The 24,851-nt window shown below is 54.0% G+C and carries 22 protein-coding genes and 1 other RNA gene; 10 read left to right on the top strand and 13 right to left on the bottom strand.

Features of this window, described 5'->3' with window-relative positions; genetic code table 11:
* Nucleotides 1-146 precede the first annotated feature (146 nt).
* The 4 genes from QYC28_RS11495 (at nt 147) to QYC28_RS11480 (ending at nt 2,852) form a co-directional block, all read left to right on the top strand.
* On the top strand, nt 147-899 hold the full coding sequence (locus QYC28_RS11495) for a response regulator transcription factor (protein ID WP_149820959.1): 753 nt from the start codon (nt 147-149) through the stop codon (nt 897-899).
* Nucleotides 900-939: 40 nt separating this feature from the next.
* Nucleotides 940-2,115, top strand: coding sequence for an 8-amino-7-oxononanoate synthase (gene bioF / locus QYC28_RS11490; RefSeq protein WP_149820957.1), 1,176 nt, complete (start codon nt 940-942; stop codon nt 2,113-2,115).
* Nucleotides 2,116-2,196: 81 nt separating this feature from the next.
* Complete coding sequence (locus QYC28_RS11485; protein WP_149820955.1) at nt 2,197-2,406, top strand: glycogen debranching protein; 210 nt, start codon at nt 2,197-2,199, stop codon at nt 2,404-2,406.
* Between the two features lie 131 nt (nt 2,407-2,537).
* Nucleotides 2,538-2,852, top strand: a complete 315-nt coding sequence (locus QYC28_RS11480; protein ID WP_190278082.1) for a DUF5132 domain-containing protein — start codon at nt 2,538-2,540, stop codon at nt 2,850-2,852.
* Nucleotides 2,853-2,915: 63 nt separating this feature from the next.
* Here the strand turns inward: QYC28_RS11480 and QYC28_RS11475 are convergent, their stop codons facing one another.
* On the bottom strand, nt 2,916-3,797 hold the full coding sequence (locus QYC28_RS11475; RefSeq protein WP_149820951.1) for a universal stress protein: 882 nt from the start codon (nt 3,795-3,797) through the stop codon (nt 2,916-2,918).
* A gap of 559 nt (nt 3,798-4,356) precedes the next feature.
* On the opposite strand from QYC28_RS11475, the gene QYC28_RS11470 reads away from it, so the two are divergent.
* Nucleotides 4,357-4,644 (top strand): Mo-dependent nitrogenase C-terminal domain-containing protein, encoded by a 288-nt coding sequence (locus tag QYC28_RS11470; RefSeq protein WP_149820949.1) that lies wholly within the window; start codon nt 4,357-4,359, stop codon nt 4,642-4,644.
* Between the two features lie 18 nt (nt 4,645-4,662).
* On the top strand, nt 4,663-5,376 hold the full coding sequence (locus tag QYC28_RS11465) for a ComF family protein (protein WP_286649655.1): 714 nt from the start codon (nt 4,663-4,665) through the stop codon (nt 5,374-5,376).
* On the opposite strand, the gene cobS is transcribed toward QYC28_RS11465, so the two are convergent.
* From cobS to QYC28_RS11435, 6 genes are all read right to left on the bottom strand, one after another.
* Nucleotides 5,307-6,038 (bottom strand): adenosylcobinamide-GDP ribazoletransferase, encoded by a 732-nt coding sequence (gene cobS, locus QYC28_RS11460; protein WP_149820945.1) that lies wholly within the window; start codon nt 6,036-6,038, stop codon nt 5,307-5,309. The two genes, QYC28_RS11465 and cobS, sit on opposite strands and share 70 nt — an antisense overlap.
* On the bottom strand, nt 6,035-7,546 hold the full coding sequence (locus tag QYC28_RS11455) for a pitrilysin family protein (protein ID WP_302679515.1): 1,512 nt from the start codon (nt 7,544-7,546) through the stop codon (nt 6,035-6,037). Before QYC28_RS11455 ends, cobS begins: the two co-directional genes overlap by 4 nt.
* Before the next feature lie 8 nt (nt 7,547-7,554).
* Complete coding sequence (gene polA / locus QYC28_RS11450; RefSeq protein WP_302679514.1) at nt 7,555-10,392, bottom strand: DNA polymerase I; 2,838 nt, start codon at nt 10,390-10,392, stop codon at nt 7,555-7,557.
* Between the two features lie 75 nt (nt 10,393-10,467).
* Nucleotides 10,468-13,548 (bottom strand): FHA domain-containing protein, encoded by a 3,081-nt coding sequence (locus tag QYC28_RS11445; protein ID WP_302679513.1) that lies wholly within the window; start codon nt 13,546-13,548, stop codon nt 10,468-10,470.
* A gap of 100 nt (nt 13,549-13,648) precedes the next feature.
* Nucleotides 13,649-13,888 (bottom strand): hypothetical protein, encoded by a 240-nt coding sequence (locus tag QYC28_RS11440; RefSeq protein ID WP_149820936.1) that lies wholly within the window; start codon nt 13,886-13,888, stop codon nt 13,649-13,651.
* The gene (locus QYC28_RS11435) at nt 13,885-14,556 is read right to left on the bottom strand and encodes a PHP domain-containing protein (protein ID WP_286625769.1); all 672 of its coding nucleotides are present in this window, start codon (nt 14,554-14,556) and stop codon (nt 13,885-13,887) included. The genes QYC28_RS11440 and QYC28_RS11435 overlap by 4 nt, the downstream gene beginning before the upstream one ends.
* 120 nt (nt 14,557-14,676) lie before the next feature.
* On the opposite strand from QYC28_RS11435, the gene ffs reads away from it, so the two are divergent.
* From ffs to nadA, 4 genes are all read left to right on the top strand, one after another.
* Nucleotides 14,677-14,773: signal recognition particle sRNA small type (gene ffs / locus QYC28_RS11430), an RNA gene on the top strand.
* 23 nt (nt 14,774-14,796) lie between these two features.
* Entirely contained in the window at nt 14,797-15,441 is a 645-nt protein-coding gene (hisIE, locus tag QYC28_RS11425) for a bifunctional phosphoribosyl-AMP cyclohydrolase/phosphoribosyl-ATP diphosphatase HisIE (protein WP_302679512.1), read from the top strand.
* 78 nt (nt 15,442-15,519) lie between these two features.
* Nucleotides 15,520-17,016, top strand: a complete 1,497-nt coding sequence (gene crtD, locus QYC28_RS11420; RefSeq protein ID WP_302679511.1) for a C-3',4' desaturase CrtD — start codon at nt 15,520-15,522, stop codon at nt 17,014-17,016.
* Between the two features lie 72 nt (nt 17,017-17,088).
* Complete coding sequence (gene nadA, locus QYC28_RS11415) at nt 17,089-18,048, top strand: quinolinate synthase NadA (RefSeq protein WP_149820930.1); 960 nt, start codon at nt 17,089-17,091, stop codon at nt 18,046-18,048.
* A gap of 19 nt (nt 18,049-18,067) precedes the next feature.
* Here the strand turns inward: nadA and QYC28_RS11410 are convergent, their stop codons facing one another.
* The 6 genes from QYC28_RS11410 to QYC28_RS11385 all read right to left on the bottom strand — a co-directional run bounded on the left by QYC28_RS11410 (nt 18,068) and on the right by QYC28_RS11385 (nt 24,832).
* On the bottom strand, nt 18,068-18,955 hold the full coding sequence (locus QYC28_RS11410; RefSeq protein WP_286668728.1) for a hypothetical protein: 888 nt from the start codon (nt 18,953-18,955) through the stop codon (nt 18,068-18,070).
* A 10-nt stretch (nt 18,956-18,965) separates the two neighbouring features.
* Entirely contained in the window at nt 18,966-19,466 is a 501-nt protein-coding gene (locus QYC28_RS11405; protein ID WP_181495418.1) for a hypothetical protein, read from the bottom strand.
* A 53-nt stretch (nt 19,467-19,519) separates the two neighbouring features.
* Nucleotides 19,520-20,221: a lipoate--protein ligase family protein gene (locus QYC28_RS11400; protein WP_226971957.1), complete on the bottom strand. Its 702-nt coding sequence runs from the start codon at nt 20,219-20,221 to the stop codon at nt 19,520-19,522.
* Nucleotides 20,221-22,878 (bottom strand): bifunctional acetaldehyde-CoA/alcohol dehydrogenase, encoded by a 2,658-nt coding sequence (gene adhE / locus QYC28_RS11395; protein WP_149820924.1) that lies wholly within the window; start codon nt 22,876-22,878, stop codon nt 20,221-20,223. The genes QYC28_RS11400 and adhE overlap by 1 nt, the downstream gene beginning before the upstream one ends.
* A gap of 39 nt (nt 22,879-22,917) precedes the next feature.
* A complete protein-coding gene (gene pflA / locus QYC28_RS11390; RefSeq protein ID WP_286625758.1) occupies nt 22,918-23,682 on the bottom strand; it encodes a pyruvate formate-lyase-activating protein in 765 nt (254 codons plus the stop codon).
* A gap of 484 nt (nt 23,683-24,166) precedes the next feature.
* Nucleotides 24,167-24,832 carry a 1-acyl-sn-glycerol-3-phosphate acyltransferase gene (locus QYC28_RS11385; RefSeq protein ID WP_286625757.1) on the bottom strand — a complete coding sequence of 222 codons (666 nt, stop codon included), beginning with the start codon at nt 24,830-24,832 and terminating at the stop codon, nt 24,167-24,169.
* Nucleotides 24,833-24,851 lie beyond the last annotated feature (19 nt).

The raw sequence follows: 24,851 nt of genomic DNA, 5'->3' as shown, positions 1-24,851 counted from the left end.
TATTAGTCGTTACGAAATCATTGGGATTAAATTTGCTAAATTAGCATCCAATTCATCCAGACATTGCCACTCTGTTGCACCCTCTCCCAGACATGTAGAAGAAATCTCTTTTTCCTGTACTCCGCCGTTGTTGTGGGGATGTATTCATGTTGATGCACGTTGAAATTATTGAAAGTAACCCCCACCTGCGTTCCCTCCTTGGCTGGCACCTACAGCAAGTGGGGCACATCGTTCATCTTGCCAGTGGTTGTCAACAGGGGCAGGAAGTATTTCAACTGCGACATCCCGATTTGGTTGTTCTCGATCTGGACTTGAATGAGGGCAATGGTTTGGAATTATGCCGCTGGCTTCACTACCAAAACACTGTTTTGATTTTAGTTCTTTCCGCCCATGAGGATGAAGCGGATGTGGTGACGGCGCTGCGGGTGGGTGCCGATGATTACTTGGCCAAACCCTTTGGGATGCAGGAATTTCTTGCCCGAGTCGAGGCCTTGGCACGGCGAGCACGCCCCTGTTTACCCAGTGTCCTGAACTTGGGTGAGTTACAAGTCGATTTAGTGCAGCGGCGAGTGGTGGTACGCAATGTGCCAGTGGATTTGACACCGCAGGAATTTAGCCTACTCTATGTTCTGACGCAAATGGGGGGCACGCCTTTGAGTCGTCAGGAGTTGCTGCGGCGAGCTTGGCCAGAGAGCATTGACAACCCCCGCACCGTGGATACGCATATCTTATCTTTGCGTAAGAAAATCGAAGTGGATCCGCAGCAGCCGCGCCTCATTCAAACCGTGCGCAATGTGGGCTATCGGCTGCACCTTGAGGCATTGAATGGGCGCTACCAGCAGAATGGCAATAAACCCCATTCCCGTCCCCCGCGATCGCCCCGCCACGTATTGGTTTAGACTTTGTCCAGTCTTCCTAAAATATGCTCAAGTTTCTCAAATGAGCGATCCCTTTGCGTGGCTAGAACCTGCCCTAGATGCCCTGCACCGTGCCCATTGGTATCGCCAACCCCTTCTCAGTAGCGCACCGGGGGCAGTGGTGAGTGTTGGCGAGCCACCCCGCCCATTGATTAACTTTTGCAGCAATGACTACTTGGGTCTGGCCAACCATCCGCAGGTGAAAGCAGCCGCCATTAAGGCGATTGACGAATGGGGTACTGGGGCGACCGGGTCTCGCCTTCTCAGTGGTCAACGTTGTCTTCATGAACAACTAGAGCGGGCGATCGCCCAGTGGAAAGGTACAGAGGCTGCCTTAGTCTTTAGTTCCGGTACTGCCGCCAATCTCGGTACCATTGCTGCCCTTGTGGATCAACGGGACTTGGTACTAGGGGATGCCTACAACCATGCCTGCCTCAAAAAAGGTGCTCGCCTCAGTCGGGCCGTCTTCTACGAATATCCCCACAACAACGTCGCCATCCTTGCCCAACTTCTAGAAACCCATCGCTGCCAATATCGCCGCTGTCTTATCCTCACCGATGGTGTCTTTAGTATGGATGGGGATGTTGCCCCCCTAGAGGAGATATTGGCGCTAGCCGAAGCCTACACAGCCATGGTACTGGTGGACGATGCCCACGGCACAGGGGTGTTGGGAACTAATGGTGCCGGTACCTTAGCCGCCTTGAAGCAATCGAGTTCGACCGTCATTCAAATGGGTACCCTCAGCAAAGCCCTTGGCAGTTTAGGGGGATACATTGCCGGCTCTCAAGCCTTGATCACCTATTTGCAACACCGTGCCAGCACATGGATCTATAGCACGGGACTTTCACCTGCCGATACCGCTGCTGCCCTTGCCGCCCTTGAGCAACTACAAGCAGAGCCTGCCCTGCGCCAAGCCCTTGAGGAGCGCATTCAACAACTCGAAGAAGGACTGCAAGAATTGGGTTGCCCCGTTTTGCCCCGTCCGCTACCGACCCCCATCTTTTGCCTGCCTGCTCCGGATCCAGCCACTGTTCTCCAATGGGGTCAGAAATTACAAGAGGCTGGATGTTGGGTGGCGGCGGTACGGCCACCGACCGTGCCCTTTAGTCGTCTGCGCATCACCCTAAGAGCCGATCACACTTCTGAGCACATTGCGCAATTGTTGGCAGCGTTGGGAGCCTTATTAAAGGGCTGTTAAGAATCGCTGACGATCACTCTCTATTTCGCCTAGGCTGTAGATAGTTCCGTGCCATCGGCAAACTGTGCCAAGGAGTGAGTGATGAGGACGATTTGGGTGAGCGAGCAAATTGATCCCTCTGGCCTGCTTTATGCCTGTATTGCCTGTCGTGATGAAGCACAGGCGAGGGAGTGTGTGCAGTCTTTTGAGAAAAACTTGACGACAGAACAAAAAGCCGCCGGTTGGCAAGTGCGCCTGCGTACGGTGGCCTCTTGGGATGAGGTTCCCAGTACTGCCCTCAAGCTCTGCTAATCTTTTGGCTCAGCCCTGCATAAGAATCTTAGTGGAGCGATTAAGCCAGTGGGGACGTTGCCCTCCCTGCACCTTTGCTATGATGGGTGCGATGTGCTGATCATTTCTTTTCCTTTGGAGGATGCCGCAGAATGGAGTTTGAAGCCCTGTTACTTGGTTTAGAACCACTTACCGTGCTTGCCCTTGGGGTGGGTGCTGTTGCTGTTGCCCCCGTTGTGGGTGCCGTTGACTCAATGACCGGTCACAACTTGGCAGAGCAAGCTCGCAATGCGGCAAAATCAGGCTTGATGTGGGCGTTTGAAGCCTATGAAAAGGCACAGACGGCTGTCGCTGAAGCCAGTGAGTCTTTCCAAGACTTGGTTGCCGAAGCCCGCTCAGAAATGATGGAGCAAAAAGCAGCAAAGGCCGCCGCGCCTGAGGAACCCCGCCAAGTGACGATTAGCTAAGTTTTAGTGCCTAATTGAAATGCCTTTGGGGTAGTTCTGCTGCCCCCTCTTTATTTTTTTTAATTAGCGACCAGCGGGCGGGAAATAGATCACGGGAAAGACGCAACGGCGAATGATCTCCCCGGCAAAGCTAGGGATTGATAACTCCCAAATTTTACCGACGGAACCAGAGGAAACGGCAATCCCATAGATGTCGCGATCGTGGGCAGCGAGTTGGGCTTCAACGACAGGGCTACCAAAGCGAATCTCAGTTTCGACGTTGAGGCCATAGCCTGTGAATTCTTGCTTTAGCTCGGCAAGAATTTTTTCAGCCTTCGGACGTTGCTCGCCAACTCCCAGTTCCCCTTTGCCGGCATCGCTGATAATCCAGCAGAAGGTCAGTGCAGCAATGCTGGTTTGATCGCGCTTTTGCACGCCTTCCCGCAGTTTTTGAACAAGGTGTTGGGCAGAGGGGCTGTGGTCGTAGGGCACCAGTAGGTGGCGAAAGAGATTTTGACAGCGGAGATTCAGTTCTGCGGTTGTCATCACCCACAACACTTGCGGGCGCATAATCATCACTGGCACTTTAATCCGTTGCAGCACCTCAATGGTTGTACTGCCGAAGAGCTTCTCGTCCAAGAGATTGCGAATGGGACGGCTGGCCAGCACCAAGTCAATTTGATGCTTTTCAACGGTGTCCAGAATGGCATCGGCGGGGCGGCGGTTTTCGATGATCACTTCTGCTTTAAGATCCGCTGGAACTTTTGCGGCATCGATTTTGAGTAATTCGCGTGCCTGTTGCAGCTTTTTTTCCCGCAGCCGAGGCTTATCGCCATCCTCGTCAATGGGGCGGGCATGGAAGAAGATCAACCTGCGAGCACCCGCTGTTTTCAGTGCCTCAAGGTAGTGGGTCAGTTTGGGGAGACCATCATGGAGATCTGTTGGAATCAATATGTTCTTGAACATGCTGTTGCTCCCCGATGCCAGACTCTAATTGCAGATTACCTTAGAAGGGGGAGTCGCGCTACTTGGTTCTTTTCTCTTTTTAAGTAATAAAATATTACCCTCTCGCAAGCTGCAGGGGTCTCTGCTGGCAAATGACAAGGGCACTGCCAAAATCTTGGGGGCAGTTGCGCGACCCTATACGGACAACTGATAGAGAAGAAAACGGTTGCTTAGGGGCAACTTTTCGGAAAACCACATCGTCAACTTCAACAGGAGTCACTAAAATAGGGATGGGTACAGAGTCATCATTAAATTCAATAATGTATCCATTACTACTAAATCCCTGTGAAGCAAGGAGATTGTCTATCGTGATGCGATTTTCATTGAGACTTTTCTGGGATTTCGCCCCTCGCTAAGAGCTGTCAAATCAGAATCACAACGACTTTTTTCCCATCGAATGCAGCGACACATTTGCCCTTCTCAAAAGAGGGTTTTAAGTAACTGAAATTGCCTTCTTAAACAGTTGAGGAAGGGGAGCTTTCGCTGCCAACTTCAATGATTGAGTTGAGGTGTTGAGTTGATGACAATTTTGACGTTGGGGCAACGCATGCTCCGCACAATTTTGTGGCCTGTCCGGCAGTGGCTAGAGCATCTAGAAGTGCACGATCGCCAGCTAGCGCATCGTCTATGCCGCTTGATCCCCGCCCAGTGTCCCTTTGAACGCGATATCGTGGTTGCAAAATGGCATATTCACATTCCGCCCCTGTGCCACCTCAATCCCCTTTACGAGGAGCTCATGCTGTTGCGCTACCGTGCCCTCTGCTATTTGGCGGATGAGTGCCATGAGGATATTAGTGCCTACTGTTAGTACCTAGGGGGTGTGCTGGTGTGGCGATCGCTCACCTCCTTTTTGGGGCAACAGCCCTGTTCCTGTTGCGGTCGAGCCAGTCCCCAAACGATCTGTAGGGATTGTGAACGGCGGCTAAGGTCATGGGAAGTGCACCAACGCCAACGCTACTGGCGGGGCAGTCTCCCCCTTTTTCCTTGGGGGTATTATCAGCAAGACCTCAAGCGGGCGATCGCCACCATGAAATACAACAATCACCCCGAACTGGCTGCCCTGTTTGGCCAATGGTTAGCCCTGAGTTGGTTGGAAGCGAAGATCGCCCAACGCCTCCCGTTGCAGATTGTGCCCATTCCCCTCCATCGCGATAAATTGCAGAGCCGGGGCTTTAATCAAGCAGCGCTCATTGCTGAGGGGTTTTGCCGTGCCCTTGAGCTACCCCTTGCCCCAGTGGGATTAATCCGCCAAAGAGCAACCCAGTCCATGTTTCAGCTTTCACTCACAGAACGCCAAGCCAATCTTGACAATGCCTTTCGCCTTGGGCGGGGTCTGCAACGCCAGCGCTGGCTCCTTTTGTGCGATGACATTTATACCACGGGGACAACGGCACGAACTGCAGCCGCAGTATTACGGGGGGCTGGCTACAAGGTCTTGGGGATCATCACCGTGGCCGTGGCGCTGCCGGATCAATTGACCGATCCCACCGTCAAGGCAACCAACATCAAGGCTTCCGTCCACTCAACAACCGCACCATAGGTATCCCCCGTGTGACCGCCCAACTGCCACTGCAACCATGCCGGGATCAAGAGAATCAAGAGCAAACCAAAAAGTAATTGCCCGAGGGGAAGCGGCAGCAGGAAGCTGAGGAAGAGCACTAGTAAACCACTCGGCCAAAAATCGCGGGGAAAGACACCACTGGCTTTATGGATCTGACCCGTGCCTTGGGGTTTCAAATAGGGATAGCGGGCGATCGCCCACACCTGAGCAAGGCGCCCCAGCACCAATACCCACACCAAAACGCCGCCCTTCTCTAAGCTACTTAAGCTCGTGACTTTTAAGAGCAGGATCACAATTGCGGCCATGACGCCAAAAGCCCCCGCTCGACTGTCCGCCATCACCTCAAGGCGCCGCTGTTGATCCCTGACGGCTAAACCATCGGCCGTGTCCATGGCACCATCCAAGTGCAATCCCCCAGTTAATCCTAGCCAAAGTGCCACAACCAAGACACTGGCCACGAGGGGGGGAACGTGCAAAAGTGCCAGCAGCCACTGCGCCCCCCAGAGAAGCATTGCCAACAGTAGCCCCACCCAAGGACACCACTTGGCAGCTCCCGCCAATTGCATGGGGCAGTTAGGGGGAATGGGCAAACAGGTATAGAAGGCGATCGCCCCCAGCCATTCCATCCAAATGGACTTCATGGGCGAGTTTGAATCTGTGCCACGGTTCGCTGCTGCGGTTGCAGGGATTGAGCCACCCGCTGAATATCGGCAGAGGTAATGTCATTAATGGCCTCTAAACGGGCAAAGAGTTGCTGCCAGCCGCCGCCTTTTACAGCATACTCCGCCAAGAGTTTGGCCATGCCCTCATTGGACATCAGATTTTGCAGCAGTTCCATCCGCAGTTGGGTTTTTACCCGCTCCAATTCGGCTGGGGTCACGGGGGCAGTTTGCAGTGCCTTCAGTTCTTGGGCAATACCTGCGGCAAGGGCAGCCGTCGTTTGACCCGGTGCCGGTGCCCCGTAGATGAGAAAGCGATTGGGGTATTTGTTGCCGGGGAAGCCCACATAGGTTTGGACATTGAGGGCGAGTTTTTGCTCTAGGACAAGGGAACGGTACAGACGGGACGTGCGACCGCCACTGAGGAGACGTGCCAAAATTTCATAGGTGAGGTACGCGGGATCCCCCAAAGGTGGACAGGGATAGGCTTCAATATAGAGGGGTTGACTGGCGAATTCGAGGGTAATCTGCCGAGGTTCCGTTTGCGGCGGTTCGGGGGGAATCGTTGGGGTCTTGGCGGCGCCTTTGGGATAGCGACCAAAATAAACCTTGGCTAATTTCTTAACCTCTTGGGGATCCACGTCTCCCACCAGCACCATGGTCATTTTGTCGGGGGTGTAATACTGGCGAAAGAACCGTTCCACATCGGCGCGGCGCAGGTTTTGAATATCCTCACGGTAGCCAATGACGGGTCGGCGGTAGGGATGCTGACGAAAGCTGGTGGCCAAAAAGGCCTCAAAGAGTTGGCCGGTGGGGGAATTTTCAGTGCGCAACCGCCGCTCCTCAAGGATGACTTCCTTTTCTTGATAGAAGTCGCGAAAGACGGGTTCCAAAAAGCGTTCCGACTCTAGGGACATCCACAGTTCCAATTTGTTGGCGGGAAAACTGTAGAAGTAACGGGTGGCATCGGCAGATGTGGTTGCATTGAGACCCACGCCCCCGGCCTGCTGGACAATTTGGCCATATTGATTGCGAATCACATAGCGATCGGCAGCCTGCTGCACAGCGGCAAATTCCGTAATCAATGCCTGACGTTGCCGCTCATCCGTCGTGGCTTGCAGTTGCTCAAAGAGGCGATCCAGTTGGGCAAGTTTTTCCTTTTCAGCGGTATAATCCGTCGTCCCAATGCGGCGGGTGCCCTTAAAGGCCAAGTGTTCCAGATAGTGCGCCACACCGGTCTGGCCTTCCGGTTCATCAACGCCCCCCACATCCACGTAGGTGAGAAATGACACTATCGGGACTTGGTGTTGCTCCATGACAATGAAGTGCATCCCATTGTCAAGATAGAATTCACTAATTTGATCCATGGCACGGTCAATGTAGGAGTGAATCGTTTGGGCGTCGGCCGGCAAGGAGAGGGCGATCGCCCCCAAAACAAGGCAGAGGAGAATTTGCCAGAAATAAACTTGCCAGTGGCGTTGCTGCCGCATCAACAAACCTAGTTGGCCTCCAGCCAGTTGGCCGCCGCGTAAATGTCCACCGCAAGGGGCACACTCAGGGGCACTGCTGTACTCATGACTTCGGGAATCGTAGTTTGCAGTTGTTCCCACGCCTCAGGGGTCATCTCCAACACCAATTCATCGTGGACTTGGAGCAGCAGGCGGGCTTCTTCAGGGGAAAGTAGGGGAGCCAGTTTCACCATCGCACACTTAATAATATCGGCACTGGACCCTTGAATCGGGGCATTGGCTGCCGCCCGCAATAGCCCCCGCTCGTAATTGCTCATTTTTAGTTTACTGGGATCGACATCGGCTAGCGCCTCTAAAGGCTTGCCCCGCAGGACTTGCAGTTCAGAACTCTGAAATTCAAAATAGCGCCGCCGTCCCAAAATGGTTTCCACATAGCCTTGGCTGAGGGCAAGCCGTTCCATTTGCCGCAAATAGTCAAAGACCCGTGGATAGCGATCGTAAAACCGCTGAATAAACACCTTAGCATCGGCCACACTCACCCCGGCCTCACGGGCAAACCGCGGCGCTCCCATCCCGTAAATGACGCCAAAGTTAATAATTTTGCCCAAGCGTCGCTCACTGGAACTAATGTCGGTTTTTTCTAAGAGAAACTGAGCTGTGAGATGATGGACATCCTCTCCTTTTTGGTAGGCCTCTAGCAGGGCAGGCTCTTGACTCAGATGAGCAAGGATGCGCAACTCAATTTGGGAATAGTCCGCTGCCACCAGCAACCAGCCCGGCTCGGGAATAAAGGCGCGGCGAATTTGCCGACTAAACTCGGTGCGAATGGGGATATTTTGCAGATTGGGATTAGAGGAGGAAAGGCGCCCCGTAGCGGTCACCGCTTGGTTGAATTCCGTATGTACACGGCCTGTGTCCGGACGCACCAAGGTGGGCAACACATCCACATAGGTGGATTTGAGCTTGGCGAGGGTGCGATGGTTCAAAATGAGTTCAATCACAGGATGATCTCCCCGCAGTTTTTCGAGGGTTGCGGCATCGGTGGAGTAGCCCAGTTTCGTTTTATGGGTCTTTTTCGTATCTAACCCCAAGGTGCCAAAGAGCAGTTCACTCAGTTGCTTGGGGGAGGCCAAGTTAAAGGGTTGTCCCACGGCATCCCATGCTTGTTGTTGCAGGGCTGCCAGTTGCTGTTCCAGTTCTTGGGAGAGTTGCCGCAAATAGTCACTGTCAATACGAATCCCCGTGGCTTCCATTTCCGCCAGAATGGGTTCGAGGGGCAATTCTATCTCTAGGAGGAGTTGCCGCAGGCGGGGGGTCAAGTCGGCCTCTAGTTTGTCCTTGAGAAGATAGGTGGTATAGACATCGAGGCCGCAGTATTGTGCCACCGTGGCCGGAGACAGATCCGCAAGGGTTTGATCTTTGCCGACAAGACTGCGGTAGGTTTGGGCTTGGAGGGGCAGATAGCGTTGACACAGATCCTTGAGGTTGTGACTGGCTTCGGGATTAATCACATAGCTCGCCAGCATCGTGTCAAATACGACACCTTGTAATTGAATCCCCTGAAACCGCAGCACCAAGCGGTCAAACTTGGCATTTTGCAAGACTTTGGGGTAGCGATCGCCCTCAAGAATCGGTCGCAAAGCGGCGAGGGTCTCTGGTAGGGGTAGGTTCTGCCCCTCTTTGTGCCCCAAGGGCAGATAGGCCACCTGATCAGGCGCTGCGCCCCAACAGCAGCCCAAGCCCACCAAGGCAGCATCACGGGGGTTCAAGGCCGTGGTTTCCGTGTCCCAAGCCACGGGATGGTTCGCATCGGTACAGGTTTCTAACTGGGCGATCAGCCATTGCAGTTGCTCTGGCGTTTCAATGAGTTGCACATTCACTGGATCGGGGGTGTCCGTCGGGGCAAAAAACCATGTTGCATCCGCATCGCTCTCTACATCCGGCAGTGTCCCCCCCAAGCGGAGGTGCCAGTCCTGAAGTTGCATCCGCAGGGCACGAAACTCCAACTGATCCAATAGCTGATCCAGCGTTGGCCAGTCAAAGGGACTCAGATGCAATTCCTCTAGGGGGAGTTCCAAGGGGACATCGAGGATAATTTGAGCTAGGGTGCGGGAATGGCGGGCATCGGCCTCCCCATTGATCAGCTTCGTTCTCAGGCCGGGGGGCGTAATCTCACTAATGTGGGCGTAAATATCTTCAAAGGTAGGGTACTGACTCAGTAATTGCACCGCTGTTTTCGGGCCAATCCCCTTAATACCGGGAATGCGATCGCTGGCGTCGCCACAGAGGGCTTTATAGTCCACAATTTGCTCGGGCCAAACCCCCATTTTTTCCTTGACCTTGAGGGCATCAAAGGCCTCCAGACCCTGCTTGCGTTGGCCAAGGGTATTCCCCAGATACAAGACTTGTACTTGACCTTCGCGATCAATCAATTGAAAGAGGTCGCGATCGCCACTGACAATGGACACCTGCCATCCTTGGGGTCGCAGGCGATGGACCACCGTACCAATCACATCATCGGCTTCATAGCCCGGCTGACTCAACAGGGGTAGACGCAGTGCCCGCAGCAACGCCTGCAAATTGGCAATATCGGTCATAAAGTCCGCTGGAGTCTCCGCCCGTCCCGCCTTGTAGTTCTCATCGGCTGTGTGGCGAAATGTCGGCTCCCCCAAATCAAAAGCAATGGCCACATGATCCGGCTGCTGCTGCTCCAGAATCTCCAGCAGCGTCTTAAGAAAGCCAAAACACACACTAGTGGGAATCCCCGTGGAGGTACGCAACCCCCCCTCTCGCCCCTTACTAAAGGCGTAGTAGGCACGAAAGGCCAAGGAATGGCCATCAATAAGCAAGAGATTGGGGGTGGACATGGGAGCGTGAAGAGGACAGCTTTTCCATTATTCAAAAAATTGCTCCAAAACCCCACCCCTGAAAATGCCAGCGTATCAACGGCTAAAGTCACGGCGTTTTTGGCAGAAGGGCAAAGCCACTAGCATTGCCAAGATGAGAATGCTTTGATCGCGCCAATGGCGTTGCACATCTACGGTAAACATGTAGCCTTGATCTCGTTGGAAGCGGCTGATAATCCCTTGGGCTTCATTGATGGCACGACTGCGTTGGCGGTTCCACTCAGAATATTTTAGTTCCCACTCATCCATGGCTGCCTGATAGGCTTGCAGCCGTTGCAGATAGTCTTGGAGCGCCGCTGGATCATTGGGGGGATCGCCGGGAGACGCCGGTCGAGGGGGGGCGGGTTCATCCACTGCCGGTACATATTTGGCGCGAATACCCGGAAAGTTGCAGGTTTGAAACAGACCCGGACCATAGCAAAGACAAAAATCCCGCTGCATCTCCTCGGTCATTTTTTCCCGCTCTTCCTCTGGCTCCAGCCAACAGGGGTCATTGGCAATGTCATCCCCCATACCCGTGAGCTTCACCATCGCCTCAAAGGGCCACTTAATCACCGTCAGATGGTTAATAATCTGCCCCGGTAACCCGAAGGAAGAAACGGGCTGAATCCCGCCACTAAAGATAATTTGGGGCACTAAAAACATCAGCACCAGCAGCGGCACAATGTTCTGGCTAGGGGCAAAGGCAGAGACCAAAAGACCCATCGCCATACCGCCAAAAATGGCAAGGGCAAGGGTGACGTACATGGCAAAAGTAACCCCCCAATCTCCCGGTAAATCCACCGCCAGCTTTGTCACCGCAAGGTAAGTGGCCGCTTGATAAAGGGCTAGCCCAAGGGCGATCGCCACCTTGGAGCCAATGTAGGGCAACAGCCGCAGGCCAATCATCCGCTCCCGCCGATAAACCTCCACCTCCTTAACCAATTCCCGCATCGTTGTCATCGCACCAATCATCACAGCAATCAGACTGGTGACAAAAATCATCGTCAGGGCTTGACCCCCATTCCCCGTTTCCGGATTAAAGAGATCCCGCTGCCAAGAAACAAAACTCAAACTCCCCAAGAGGGGGGCTATTAAGAGGGTCAGCAGCAGGTTACTACGATCTTGGCCAAGAATTGTGAGATTGCGGCGGGTGAGAATGAGAAATTGTTGCCAAGGGGAGATTTTCGACTTGGTTTCACTGCTGCGACGGGATTTGCCCTTGGTGCGCCGTTGACTTTCATCGGGCATGTGAGCTAGCACCTGCTGTCGCCCGACCACATATTCCTGATAGAGGCGCGATCGCCGGTAGGCTTCCTCTAGTTCTGCCGAAGTGGGAGCATTGGGGTTTTTCTCTTTGTCTAGGGCACGATAAATACCAGAGAAATCCTCAAGCTTAATGCCACTAAAGCGATCGCCAAAGGTAGCCCGAAAGTAGGGCAGCAGTTGATCAGGAGGACCAAAGTAGGCCAGCCGGCCGCCCGCCGCTAGATAGATCACCAGATCACACTCCCGAATATTTTGGGTGGCGTGGGTAATAATGAGAATCGTTCGCCCCTGATCCGCCAACTGCCGCAGCAAAAACATCAGGTCAGCTTCCGTGCCCGGATCTAAGCCAGAGGTGGCCTCATCGAGGAAGAAGAGACTGGGTTGCGTGAGCAATTCGGCCCCAATACATACCCGTCGCTGCTGACCGCCACTGAGGCGGGAAATGGGTACATCGCGACGATGGTTCAGTCCCAATTCCGTTAACACCTCGGTCACCCGCTGTTGGCGTTCCGCTGGGGTTGTATCGGGAGGCATGCGTAGTTTGGCGGCGTATTCCAAGGCTTGGGCAACTGTCAGCTCCTCGTGGATGATATTTTTCTGCGGCACATAGCCCAATTGCGCTTGAAAGGCCTGATAGTTGCGGTAGAAATTTGTGCCATTCACCAGTACCGTGCCCGTTGTTGCTGGCCGCAGTCCATTGAGGGCATCGAGGAGCGTTGACTTGCCGCTACCACTAGGTCCCAAGATGGCCACAAACTCCTTGGGCATGATCGATAGCGAAATATCGTGGAGAATTTGCGTTCCCTTGCCCACCACCTTACTGAGATTGATGGCATCTAGGCGCATGTGACCCGATTCGGCATATTGGGTCAGGGTTTCATCAACATTGAGGACAAGGCGATCGCTACCAATGCGAATACTGTCCCCCACCCGCAGCAGTGTGGGTTCCTCCACCTCACGGCCATTGACAAACGTGCCATTACTCGACCCCAGATCCGTGAGCAGGAAATCGCCATTGCGGCGCTCAATTTTGGCGTGGTGACGGGACACCGTTGGATGCTCAATCACCAGATCATTGCTTGGATCGCGGCCAATCGTGAACGTGTTGTATCCCACCAGCGAAATCGTCTTCACGGGGACGGTGGATGTCGCATCGGCCTCAGGAATCGCCAGTACTGTTGCTGTGCTCAACTCCGTCGCGGGGCTAAAGACAACGGCATGAGGCTCTGTGTCAATGCGATCGGGCAACTGCTGCCCCACATAGGTCAGTGTGACAAATTCCGTCAGGGCATAACTCTCCCCGATTCCCAAATGCACATTCATTGCCGGTTGCGGGTCACTGAGATCTACCACCTGCAAATGCTGATCCGCAAAGCGTAATTTCAAGTGGCAGGGCAAAAGTTCAGGGGTATCCACCACCACATCGCAGGCGGGATGGGTTCCCAAAAGCGTCGTTTGCTCCTGTAGCCCCCAGCGTTGTCGCCATGTTTTGGTGCGCACTTCAATCACAGGGACTTCAGTCTCTTTGCTGACCTCAGTGGCACGGAGTTGATAGTCGTGGTAGTGCCAGATGAGGCGAAAGCGCACAGCAGAGTTGCCCAGTGTAATCAGGTCGCCATCTTCGAGGGGAATGGGGGTATTGGGCACAACCGGTTGGCCATTGAGATGGGTGCCCGCTGTACTGCCGAGATCCACGAGGTGAACTTTCCCTTCTTGCCACTCCAAGAAAGCGTGGTAGCGGGACACGGAAAGATCATTGAGGACAATGTCATTATCGGGGGCACGGCCAATTTTGAGGCCGCTGGCGGGTAGCTGAACCCCCTGCTCACTGACGGATTTGACAAGTTCTAACCATGCTGTTTGAGTCATGACCTTGGGGCAAAGGGGCTTGATGCCGGTCAGTTTACTGGATTCTGGCCGATCTGACAAAAGACGCCCGCCAAAGCTCAACCGGCGCAGAAACCTATCATTATTGCGAGGATGGCAAGGAAGGCATCGGCAAATAACTCGCCACCTGTGACCATAGAAACTGCGCTTGCTCCCACAGGCGATCGGGACCAATGCCAAAAAAGAGTTGCAATAGGAAGACAATTAGGGCAATCCTCAAGGCAGTACCCACGGTCACCTTCAGCACCCTGATCAACCAGTGCAGCACCAACCCACTGATGGCGATCGCCCCTAAGGTGATCAGGATTTCAGTCACCGTCATCGCCGCACCAAAATATCTTGGCCATGGGTATCCGTGCCGCAGGTCTCCAGCAACTGGTGTTCAACGGCCAAAGCATGCACAAGGGCTGTTGTTTCAGGGGTGGGTTCCCACACATCGGGATTGCTGTAACAGTAGTAGGTTTCCACCCCATCAATCCCCCGCGCCACAGCTGCGGGAATCAATTGTTCAGCGGGCAGCCGATAACGTGCCGGGTGCGCCAAAATTGCCAGACCCCCCGCCTCATGGAGAGCCGCAATCACCCGTTCTGCTTGTGCCAATTCTCCTTCGGGAGCAGTTCCCAAGGCGTAGGGATGCAAAACCCAGGCATGGGGGTCAAAGCCATAGCCCAGAATATGCACCTCAGTACCCAAGAGTTGAGCCGTAATTTCAATGCCCGTGTAAATTTGGGGGCGATCCGTTCCTGGATAGGCTTCTACGTAGATGCGAGCCTGAAAATAGCCCTCTAGGGCATGGTGATCGGTAATGGCAAATCCCTTGAGGCCATGGATCATTGCCTGCTGTGCCACTTGCTGCGGTGTCAGCTGGCCATCGGAGCAGATGGTATGGAGATGAAAGTTATAGCGATAGGGACAACTGGTTGCCGTCAATGTCCGAAAGAGACCTTTGAGGGTCTCCGCCTGCGTCACCATCAGTGCAGCAAGGGTCATAGGCATTACCAAATCTTACGCTGTTACCTCTTTAATATAAACTTTCTTTAAGAAACGAGAGATAAAGATTCCTAATAGGGCGATTTATGTACCTCGATGGGGTGTGCTAGGATACAAGTTGGCTCGGAATCATGCGATCGCAACGCCTCAACCTTGTCAGGTCCGGAAGGAAGCAGCAATACGGGATGCTTGCGGTAGGCGTGATCTCCGGGTCACCCTCTTGAGACCTGCGAACAATTCATGCCTGCCACTACCCTTAGCCTCCCCCTCGATGAGATTCGCTACGATGAACGGGGTTTAGTGCCAGCAATTGTCCAAGACTATTTGGACGGCACCGTGTTGATGCTGGCGTGGATGAATCGGGAATCGCTACAGAAAACCCTTGAAACCGGTCGTACGTGGTTTTGGAGTCGTTCGCGCCAAGAACTGTGGCCCAAGGGCGAAACCTCTGGCCATGTCCAGTGGGTCAAAAGTATCCGCTACGACTGCGATAGCGATGCCCTGTTGTTAACAGTAGAGCAAGTGGGCCAAGTCGCTTGCCACACGGGGCAGCGCAGTTGTTTCCACCGCCATGGGGAGGCCGGACAACGGGTAGAAGACCCACCAGCAGATACCCTTTCGCAAGTGTATAACGTGGTCTGTCAGCGGCGCGACTTTCCACAGCTACAGTCCTACACTTCCAGCCTGTTCACAGCCGGTGATAATAAAATTCTCAAGAAGCTGGGCGAAGAAACCGTAGAAGTGGTGATGGCCTGCAAAGACGATGACACCGAGGCGATCGCCGGTGAGGTGGCGGACTTGTTTTACCACACGCTAGTTGCCCTTGCCTATCATGGGGTGTCCCTGCGGCAGGTCTATGAGCAGCTGCAGTTGCGGCGGCGCTAGTTGCTTGCCGTTTTCCTTGTCAGCACTGGCTCAACGTCGTTAAAGTGCTAGATACAGGTAATTTACATAACTATACAAATGGCAAAGCAGGTGGTCGTCATTGGCGGCGGCATTGGGGGTCTGACCACAGCGGCATTGTTGGCACGACGGGGCTATCGCGTTCAGCTGTTTGAGCAGGCAGCCCAACTGGGGGGCTGTGCCTCCACATTTCAGCGGCGGGGCTTTACCTTCGATGTTGGCGCCACCCAAGTGGCTGGCCTTGAGCCGGGGGGGATTCACGCGGCAATTTTTGCTGAATTGGAGATGCCTCTGCCGGCAGCAACCCCCTGCGATCCTGCCTGTGCGGTGTATCTGCCGCAGGAAACGACGCCCATCAATGTTTGGCGCGATCGCGATCGCTGGCAACTGGAACGTCAACACCACTTTCCCCACAGTGAGCGGTTTTGGCAAGGCCTCGAACACCTCTTTGCCATTAGTTGGCGATTTCAGCAGCGGCAGCCCATTTTGCCCCCGCGCAATGGCTTTGATCTGTGGCAATTGGTGCAAGCCCTGCGTCCGGAGACGCTTCTCACGTTGCCCTTTAGCCTGATGACGGTGACCGATTGGATGACTCTCTGTGGTGTCGGGGGCGATCGCCGGCTGCGGCAATTTCTGGATTTGCAACTCAAGCTCTACTCCCAAGTGGATGCCAGTGAAACTGCACTCCTCTATGCCGCCACCGCCCTCTGTCTGTCCCAAGACCCCCACGGCCTCTACCATCTCCACGGCAGTATGCAGGTTCTCAGTGATTTACTCGCCAATGCCTTGCAGCGCGATGGCGGTCAAATTTACACCCGGCATTTGGTGCGTTACATTGAAGTCGAGCGGGGGCGTGCCGTTGCTGTACAGGTGGAGAACTTAAAAACAAAAACCCTTCAGCGGGTCGAAGCCGATCACATTGTGGCCAATGTCCCTGCCCAAAACCTACCCCAACTCCTAGGGGATGCCCTTCCCGCTGGCTATGCCCGCCGTCTAAAAACTCTGCCCCCAGCCTCCGGTGCCTTTGTGATTTACCTTGGCGTTAAAGAGGCCGCCATTCCGGAAAGTTGTCCGCCCCACTTGCAATTTCTCTACGATCCTGCAGGCCCCATTGGCGAAAACAACTCCCTCTTTGTCTCCGTCAGTCAGCCGCGGGATGGCCGTGCCCCTGTTGGCTATCGCACCCTGATTGCTTCGAGCTTCACCGAAGTGAATTTTTGGCGTCAGCCTGACTTAGACTATGCCGCCACCAAGGCGCAATACACCCAAACAGCTCTTGAACACCTCGGGGAATTCTTTGATCTGCGGCCTGAGCACATTGTCCACTGTGAAGCGGCGACCCCCCGCACCTTCTGGCGCTATACCGCGCGGCTAGATGGCATTGTCGGGGGCATGAGTCAACGCCTGAGCACCTTTGGCCCCTTTGGCTTAGCAACCCGCACCCCGATTCCTCACCTGTGGTTAGTGGGAGATTCCGTGCATCCGGGGGAAGGTACGGCCGGTGTCAGCTATGGTGCCCGTGCCCTTGTGCAGCAACTGCTCGCCAATGATGCCTAAGGGATTCCTATTTTGGTGAAAATCACTATAATAGAGAGACTCGTTACCAATTGCGAAAGGAACCCACTGCCTGTGTTTGCGACTCTCGCTGCCCCTCAACCGTCCCTGCCGTTGGATTTAATTGCGGCCATCCAAGACCTGAAGCGGGAACTGAATGCAGTGATTCTAGCCCACTACTACCAAGACCCCGCCATTCAAGATGTGGCCGATTACATTGGTGATTCCCTTGGGCTGTCGCGGCAGGCCGCCAGTACCAATGCCGATGTCATTGTTTTTGCTGGGGTGCATTTCATGGCCGAAACCGCCAAGATTCTCAACCCCGATAAGCTGGTGTTGCTGCCGGATTTGGCGGCGGGCTGTTCTTTGGCAGACAGTTGTCCTGCGGACGCCTTTGCTGCTTTTAAGGCGCAGTATCCTGATCATTGGGTGATTTCCTACATTAACTGCACTGCTGAAATCAAAGCCCTGAGTGACATTATTTGCACCAGTTCTAATGCAGTGAAAATTGTGCAGCAGTTGCCTGCGGATCAGCCCCTGATTTTTGCCCCCGATCGCAACCTTGGTCGCTATGTTATGGCACAAACCGGACGGCAGATGGTGCTGTGGGACGGCAGTTGCATTGTCCATGAAACCTTTTCAGAGCGGCGCATCCTCGAACTCAAGGCCGCCTACCCCACGGCCCAGGTGATTGCCCACCCCGAATGCGAAGAAGCCGTACTCCGCCATGCCGATTTTATTGGTTCGACAACGGCTTTGCTCAACTATAGCCAACGCCAAGATCACGATACCTTTATCGTTGTCACCGAGCCAGGGATTCTCCACCAGATGCAGCGGCGCAACCCAGAGAAAACCTTTATCCCTGCGCCCCCTCAGGATCAGACCTGCAATTGTAATGAGTGCCCCTTTATGCGCCTGAATACCCTAGAAAAACTCTATTGGTGTATGCGCGATCGCCAGCCCCAGATTGAACTACCAGAAGACATCCGCCTTGCAGCGCTCAAACCCATCCAACGCATGCTGCAAATGTCCTAAACCAAGGGTGTCAGCTCCCTTAAATCTCAGCAACTGCTCGCTCAATCAGGCGACGAGCTAGGGTCTGAACGCCCGTATGGTAGTAGTAGTTGGTGCTCATGTCCAAAAAGGCTCCCAAGTAGTCGAGGTTATCCTTCGAGAGTTCAATAAAACTTTGCAGACTATTGATCACCTTTTGCGGCGTTAACTCGTGGCTGCTGACAAATTGGTTCATCCACCCCTGCACCGCATGAAAGCTCTGAATAATAAAGCCCAATTGACCGCTGGGATTGCCCCCCGGCACGACACTGCCAATTGCTTTGAAGGTGGGGTTTTCCTGGAGATCATTGGGTTGCAAGCTTTGCAGTGTGCCCAAGCATTTGAGAAGAAAGTCAGGCCCTAGGGGAATCAGGCCATCAAAGCAGATGAGGGCAGCCATCCGCATCAGGGATTCACCACTGTAGTCGGCAAGGGCACGCAGGAAGTCGCCGAGGCTATCACCGGGAATGCCATTGATTTGACAAAAGGCCAGAATTTCCACAATCAGCTTAATGCTGAGGTCAATGGACTGCGCCCGCTCTGGCTTGGGCGTCATTTTATCCAAGAAGCCGAGGAAGGAAATTTTCTCGCCCACTTTGTTGGCAAGGGCAGCCGCTCCTAGGAGAGCATCGGTGTTGTCCACGGTTTGATAGAGCCACAGTGCCCGCTGATAGCCTTGGGATTTGTCATTAAAGAGCCGCACGGCGCGATCGCCAATTTGGCGAATCAAGGCAGGATCCGTTTCCCCAGTCACATGGCGGATTGTGTTATCAAAACCAACGATATTTTGCCACTGGCCGGGAATGATGAAATCCAAGGACTTGAGGGCCATAACGGTGATGCCCCCAGTGGGGAGTTGATCAACAATTTTGTAGATAGCTTCGCTCACGGTGGTCTCCTTAGGGGGCAAGTTGGGCTAAACCAGCAAGATCAAATTTTTCAATCCATTCCCGGCGATCGCTGGCAGTAAAGCTGGGATCACGGGAGAGTACCTTCACCTGATAGCGGTTGGCCACCAAAATGGCCGTTTGTGTGGTTCCCACCTCTACTGCTGGATAGCCGGCAATCTGCATCGTACTGTTTTGAAACTTGGCGGCAGCCTCAGGGGTGCTAATCGTATCGGAAATGGCCAGCATCGCCAGTTCTTTGCCATCTTTTTTCAGCTTAGCCTCGGCAAAGCCCTTTTTCTCTTGGACATAGATGCGCTCAAAGCCATTCCCCTCGGGCGGAAAGAAGCGATTAAATTCACTGCCTTGGGTGGCTTCACGACTCACTGCCGGGGGTGCATTACGCTGGGTGCTTTCCTGTTGCACCTGCTCATAGGGAGAGGGCGGGGTAGGAGCGCAACCGGTAATGAGAAGCGTCAGGGCTAAAACAAGCGCAGTCAGCCAGCGTGCCATGTGAATCCCCAAGACAACAAGCCAATCATAACCTAGAGGGGGAAGCCACAGCCCTAGTTTGATACTTTGTTAATTTCTGCATTAATCTCTTGCCACTCGCGATCGCTCAAGGGTTCCGGGGTCAGTTTCACTTGCCACTGCGCCTCAAAGGCGTCCAAGAGAGCCGTTTGCACCACCTCTAAAGGGGGAAGGGACTGCCGATGGGGAACACTGCCAAATACCTGCTGCCATAGATCGAGGTCAGGGGTCAGGACAATTGAACCATGTTGCAGGACGCGATCGCCCCGCCAAGCTTGGGCACTACCAATGACTTTCTCGCCCGTAGGTAAAACCAAATCGGCCACGGTGGCTTGGGCAAAGCAATTGATCGGCGCTTGAGAGGAATAGGAGTCTTGTCCCAACTGCAGAGGCCATCCTAGGCGCTCAAACCCTACCCTCAGGAATTGACACAGATCGGTATAAACCTGTCGCCGCCGTTGCCCCAACCCCCACACCACTAGACTGTAGGTGAGATCCCCTTGGTGCAAAACAGCCCGCCCCCCCGTGGGTCGCTGCACCAGTTCGATGGGTTGCCCCTGCCAGTGCAGGTGTTGCCAGTGCTCTGGAATTTGCCGCTGACTATAGCCAAGGGAGATGGCGGGCGGTGACCAATTGTAAAACCGCAGACAGGGGCGATCGCTAGACTGCCACAACCACCGATCCACCGCCATTTGCACCCTCCCCGGTGCTGCCAAGGGGGGCAGATAACGCCACATCAACTCGACGTTGCTTCCGCTGGATGGTAGGCTGCCGCATCCCGCCGACACCCCATATAGGCAAGGATATACAACTCCTTCAGGTCCTGAATCAGCGGATAGCGAGGATTTGCCCCCGTGCACTGATCGTCAAAGGCGAGTTCGGCCATGCTTTGCACCTGTTCATAGAAGGCTTGATCCTCACTGTTGAGGGCTTCCTTAATGGTGGCTGGAATCTCTAACTGCGCCTTCAGGTCTTCAATGGCGGCAATCAGGCGCTCCACTTTTTCCTCTGGAGTGCTACCACCCAATTCAAGAAAGTCGGCAATTTGGGCATAGCGTTCCTTGGCTTGTGGATACTTGTACTGTGGAAAGATTGCCTGTTTCAGAGGGGCATCCGTGGCGTTATAGCGGATGACATGGCAAATCATCAGCGCATTGGCAAGGCCGTGGGGCAAATGGAAGGTGGAGCCAAGTTTGTGGGCCATCGAGTGGCAAACCCCCAAGAAGGCATTCGCAAAGGCCATGCCGGCGATCGTCGCTGCATAGTGAACTTTCTCGCGAGCTTCTGGGTCAGCCGCCCCCAAGCGATAGGCACGGGGTAAGTACGTAAACAGCAGTTTGATTGCCTCCAATGCCAGTCCCTCAGTAAACTCCGTCGAGAGCACCGATACATAGGACTCCAAGGCATGGGTTAGGGCATCAATGCCGCCATAGGCCGTGAGTTTCTTGGGCATGTGCAGCACCAAGTCGGGATCCACAATCGCCATGGTGGGCGTGAGGGCATAGTCCGCCAAGGGGTATTTAATCCCCACGCGATCGTCGGTAACCACTGCAAAGGGCGTTACTTCGGAACCCGTCCCCGAGGTCGTGGGAATTGCCACCATCATGGCTTTTTGACCCAAGGGGGGCAGTTGGTACACCCGCTTGCGAATATCCATGAAGCGCATGGCCAGGCCGTCAAACTCTACTTCGGGATGCTCGTACAACAGCCACATCACCTTGGCCGCATCCATGGGTGAGCCACCCCCCACGGCAATAATCACATCGGGCTGATAGTCTCGCAGCAGTTCTAGGCCGCGATTCACCGTACTCAGGGTCGGGTCTGGCTCCACTTCATGGAAGATGTCGTGCTTGATGCCCAGTTCTTCGAGGGTGTGCACAATCGGGTCAGTGATGCCCAAGTCAAAGAGGGGTTTATCGGTGACGAGGAAGGCGCGTTTTTTCCCTTCCAGATCCCGCAGGGCAATGGGTAGGCAGCCGGGTTTGAAGTAAATTTTCGGCGGCACGCGGAACCAGAGCATATTTTCGCGGCGATCGCTCACCGTTTTGATATTCAACAGGTGATGGGGACCGACATTTTCCGACGTGACATTACCGCCCCACGTACCACACCCCAAGGTCAGCGAGGGATCCAACTTGAAGTTGTAGAGATCCCCGATCGCCCCTTGGGAAGAAGGTGTATTAATCAGAACCCGCGCCGTTTGCATGCGGTATTTGAAATAGGCAATATCATCTTGATTGCGGGGATCGGTGTAGAGCACAGAGGTATGCCCCATGCCGCCAAAATTCACCAACTGTGCGGCAATCTCCACCCCTTTGTGGAACTGGGGTGCCCGATACAAGGCCAATACCGGACAGAGTTTCTCATAGGAAAATGGCTCCTGCGACCCGACTTCACTCACTTCGCCAATGAGTACCCGCGTCTCGGGCGGCACTTGGATATTGGCCATTGCAGCAATGGTGGCTGCCGATTGACCAACAATGGCGGCATTGAGACGACCATCTTTCAGGAGGAGTTGTGCCACCCGCTGCCGTTCCTCAGGGGAGAGAATGTAGCCCCCCCGCCGTTGAAACTCGGCCTTGACCGCATCATAGATCTCATCAACAACAATCACCGCCTGCTCCGAGGCACAGATCATGCCATTGTCAAAGGCCTTACTCAGGAGAATCGAACTCACTGCTGTGGGAATATCGGCTGTGGCATCAATGAGCACTGGGGTATTCCCCGCCCCGACCCCGATCGCCGGATGGCCAGAGGAATAGGCCGCCTTCACCATGCCCGGCCCTCCTGTAGCCAAAATCAATTTAATTTGGGGGTGCTGCATCAGGGCTTGGGAGAGTTCAATGGTGGGTTCATCAATCCAGCCAATAATATCTGGGGGCGCCCCGGCAGCAACCGCTGCATCCAACACCACCTTGGCTGCGGCCACCGTACAGCCCTTGGCTCGGGGGTGGGGCGAAAAGACAATGCCATTGCGGGTTTTCAGGGCAATCAATGCCTTAAAGATGGTCGTCGAAGTTGGGTTCGTCACCGGCACCACACCAGCAATGATCCCCACGGGTTCAGCAATTTTTTGGATGCCAAAAATGGGATCATCCTCAATTACGCCGCAGGTTTTCTCATGTTTGTACTTGTTGTAGATATATTCCGAGGCAAAGTGATTTTTAATGACTTTATCTTCGACAACCCCCATGCCCGTTTCGGCAACGGCTTGTTTGGCAAGGGGAATCCGCGCTTGGTTGGCCGCCATGGCCGCTTGGTGGAAAATGTGATCCACCTGCTCTTGGGTAAACTGGGCATACTGGGTTTGTGCCCTTTGGACGCGCTCAATGAGTGCTTCGAGATCGGCAATGGTTTGAACGGGTTGAGAATGAGTTAAGGCTTGGGCAGTCATGGGCGACTCCTTAGGAAAGAAATTTCTTAAATGGGCAAGTTAATGAACGTTGAGATCGTATTCACGGAAGAGGGCGATCGCCCGCTGGACATCCTCTGGACTCGCCGCCGGCGTATCAAACAGTTCATAGGGCAGCCCTAATTGCTGCCATTTGTATTCCCCCATTTTGTGAAAGGGCAACACCTCCACTTTCTCCACGTTACGCAGACCCGACACAAATTGCGCCAATCCCCGGATATTTTCGGGATCATCCGTCAGCCCCGGTACCAAGACAAAGCGGATCCACGTCGGTTTATGGATCTCATCTAGGTACTTGGCCAACTCCAAGGTGGGGGTAATCGTGACACTGGTGACCCGCCGATAGGTCTCGGGCAGAAAGGATTTAATGTCGAGCAACACCAGATCCGTTGCCGCCACCACCGGCTTGGCCGCCTCCAAAACCACATAACCTGAGGTATCTAGGGCAGTGTGCAATCCCAACTCGTGACAACGCTCAAAAATTTCGCGGACAAATTCTGGCTGCATCAGGGGTTCACCGCCGCTGGCTGTTACGCCCCCTTGGCGCAGATAGGATTGGTAGCGCTGAATATCGGCAATCAGTTCATCCACGGTTACGAGCTTGCCCTGATGGGGTTCACGACAGTCGGGATTGTGGCAGTACAGACAGCGCAGCGGACACCCTTGGGTAAAAATCACATAGCGAATGCCGGGGCCATCTACCGTGCCACAGGTCTCAACGGAGTGAATGTAACCTGTCACCTTTTGTTTTTCGGGTTGTTTTTCAGGGAGTGTAGAAACCATCATTGGAACCTCGGTGACAATAGATCGCTTGAGATAGCGTTTATAGGGTTGAAGAGCACCTCTCTAAGAATTCGCTAAAATTTTAATCGCTTAAGAAAGTATCCCGGTAACAAAAACTCCGTTTTCAATTGCTCTCTACATCTTGCCTACGGCCTAGGGGGTACATCTGTTATGTAGCCATTTTGAACGTGCTCCATTCTTGGGAAAAGAGCAGTACAGTGCTGCGCTTGGTAAAACTATAATTTCAGCATAAAAGCAGAGGCACAATTTGCCCGCTGTCTTAATTAACTTTTAGGATTGGTGGTTGTTTCGCAACGTTGCCTAACTTAATAAAGAGTCTTTAAGTACACCCCTATTGATGGGCGATCGCTCGCTCAAAGCTTGGAAAATATCAAGATTGAGGCTTTTGAGGACTTGTTCAATCTTGTCTTTATTCTACAAAATTCTCTTGATCTAGGCCAATTGCGTGATTAGTGACAAAGTAGCTCTACTCGCCCTGCGATCGCGCACATTTGCGGGCCTCAAGCACGGCTGCATGTAAGGCTGCTTCCAGTTGCTGCGTTAATTCCATAGCCTGTTGTTTGAGGTTGCCCTCGCGCTCAGCGGGCGTCCACAGGGGCGCTCCAATCCAAAGGGCTACCCGCGCACGAAACTGCGGCTGTGGATCGTAGGCAATACCAACGGGAAAAATCGGCAGGGGGCGATCGGCCTGCAAGACAAGACGGGCAAGACCGGGCTTCAGGGGACGTACTACCTGATCCGGCACAATCCCACCCTCGGGAAAGATCACTAGGGGCTGACCTGCATTGAGAATCTCCAGCACATGGCGCAAACTACTGGGCTGAGGACGGTTGAGGTTCACAGCAAAGGCACCCAGACGACGGATAAACCAGCCCTGCACCCCGCCAAACTCGATCGCATTGGTCATAAAGCGTAGCGGATAAGGCCACACCAAGGGCAAAATCACCGGATCCCAACGGCTACAGTGCTTGGGGGCAAGCAAGAAATGACCCTCCTTGGGCAACTGCTCGCGACCGACAATCGTAATCCGCGAAAAGTAAAGGGGCAAAAATAGGCGATGAATTGGCCACAACCCCCAATAGAGCCACGGTGAGATATGAGATGTGGTGGGTGCCGTTTTTTTATGGCGCATCCGTTCTCCTCTGTAGCTG

Source organism: Thermosynechococcus sp. HY596 (assembly GCF_030518715.1).
Lineage (GTDB): Bacteria > Cyanobacteriota > Cyanobacteriia > Thermosynechococcales > Thermosynechococcaceae > Thermosynechococcus.
This window is presented reverse-complemented; position numbering and strand designations above follow the sequence as displayed.

Bases quoted from the DNA above. Each gene is read 5' to 3' on its own strand.
- crtD (WP_302679511.1), top strand. From the start codon at position 15,520: ATGGCAAAGCAGGTGGTCGTCATTGGCGGCGGCATTGGGGGTCTGACC.
- QYC28_RS11485 (WP_149820955.1), top strand. From the start codon at position 2,197: ATGAGGACGATTTGGGTGAGCGAGCAAATTGATCCCTCTGGCCTGCTT.
- QYC28_RS11435 (WP_286625769.1), bottom strand. From the start codon at position 14,556: ATGACCCTTGCTGCACTGATGGTGACGCAGGCGGAGACCCTCAAAGGT.
- adhE (WP_149820924.1), bottom strand. From the start codon at position 22,878: ATGACTGCCCAAGCCTTAACTCATTCTCAACCCGTTCAAACCATTGCC.
- QYC28_RS11470 (WP_149820949.1), top strand. From the start codon at position 4,357: ATGACAATTTTGACGTTGGGGCAACGCATGCTCCGCACAATTTTGTGG.
- QYC28_RS11405 (WP_181495418.1), bottom strand. From the start codon at position 19,466: ATGGCACGCTGGCTGACTGCGCTTGTTTTAGCCCTGACGCTTCTCATT.
- polA (WP_302679514.1), bottom strand. From the start codon at position 10,392: ATGTCCACCCCCAATCTCTTGCTTATTGATGGCCATTCCTTGGCCTTT.
- QYC28_RS11385 (WP_286625757.1), bottom strand. From the start codon at position 24,832: ATGCGCCATAAAAAAACGGCACCCACCACATCTCATATCTCACCGTGG.
- hisIE (WP_302679512.1), top strand. From the start codon at position 14,797: ATGCCTGCCACTACCCTTAGCCTCCCCCTCGATGAGATTCGCTACGAT.
- QYC28_RS11400 (WP_226971957.1), bottom strand. From the start codon at position 20,221: ATGTGGCGTTATCTGCCCCCCTTGGCAGCACCGGGGAGGGTGCAAATG.
- QYC28_RS11440 (WP_149820936.1), bottom strand. From the start codon at position 13,888: ATGACGGTGACTGAAATCCTGATCACCTTAGGGGCGATCGCCATCAGT.
- QYC28_RS11445 (WP_302679513.1), bottom strand. From the start codon at position 13,548: ATGACTCAAACAGCATGGTTAGAACTTGTCAAATCCGTCAGTGAGCAG.
- QYC28_RS11480 (WP_190278082.1), top strand. From the start codon at position 2,538: ATGGAGTTTGAAGCCCTGTTACTTGGTTTAGAACCACTTACCGTGCTT.
- cobS (WP_149820945.1), bottom strand. From the start codon at position 6,038: ATGAAGTCCATTTGGATGGAATGGCTGGGGGCGATCGCCTTCTATACC.
- bioF (WP_149820957.1), top strand. From the start codon at position 940: ATGAGCGATCCCTTTGCGTGGCTAGAACCTGCCCTAGATGCCCTGCAC.
- pflA (WP_286625758.1), bottom strand. From the start codon at position 23,682: ATGATGGTTTCTACACTCCCTGAAAAACAACCCGAAAAACAAAAGGTG.
- QYC28_RS11475 (WP_149820951.1), bottom strand. From the start codon at position 3,797: ATGTTCAAGAACATATTGATTCCAACAGATCTCCATGATGGTCTCCCC.
- QYC28_RS11455 (WP_302679515.1), bottom strand. From the start codon at position 7,546: ATGCGGCAGCAACGCCACTGGCAAGTTTATTTCTGGCAAATTCTCCTC.
- QYC28_RS11495 (WP_149820959.1), top strand. From the start codon at position 147: ATGTTGATGCACGTTGAAATTATTGAAAGTAACCCCCACCTGCGTTCC.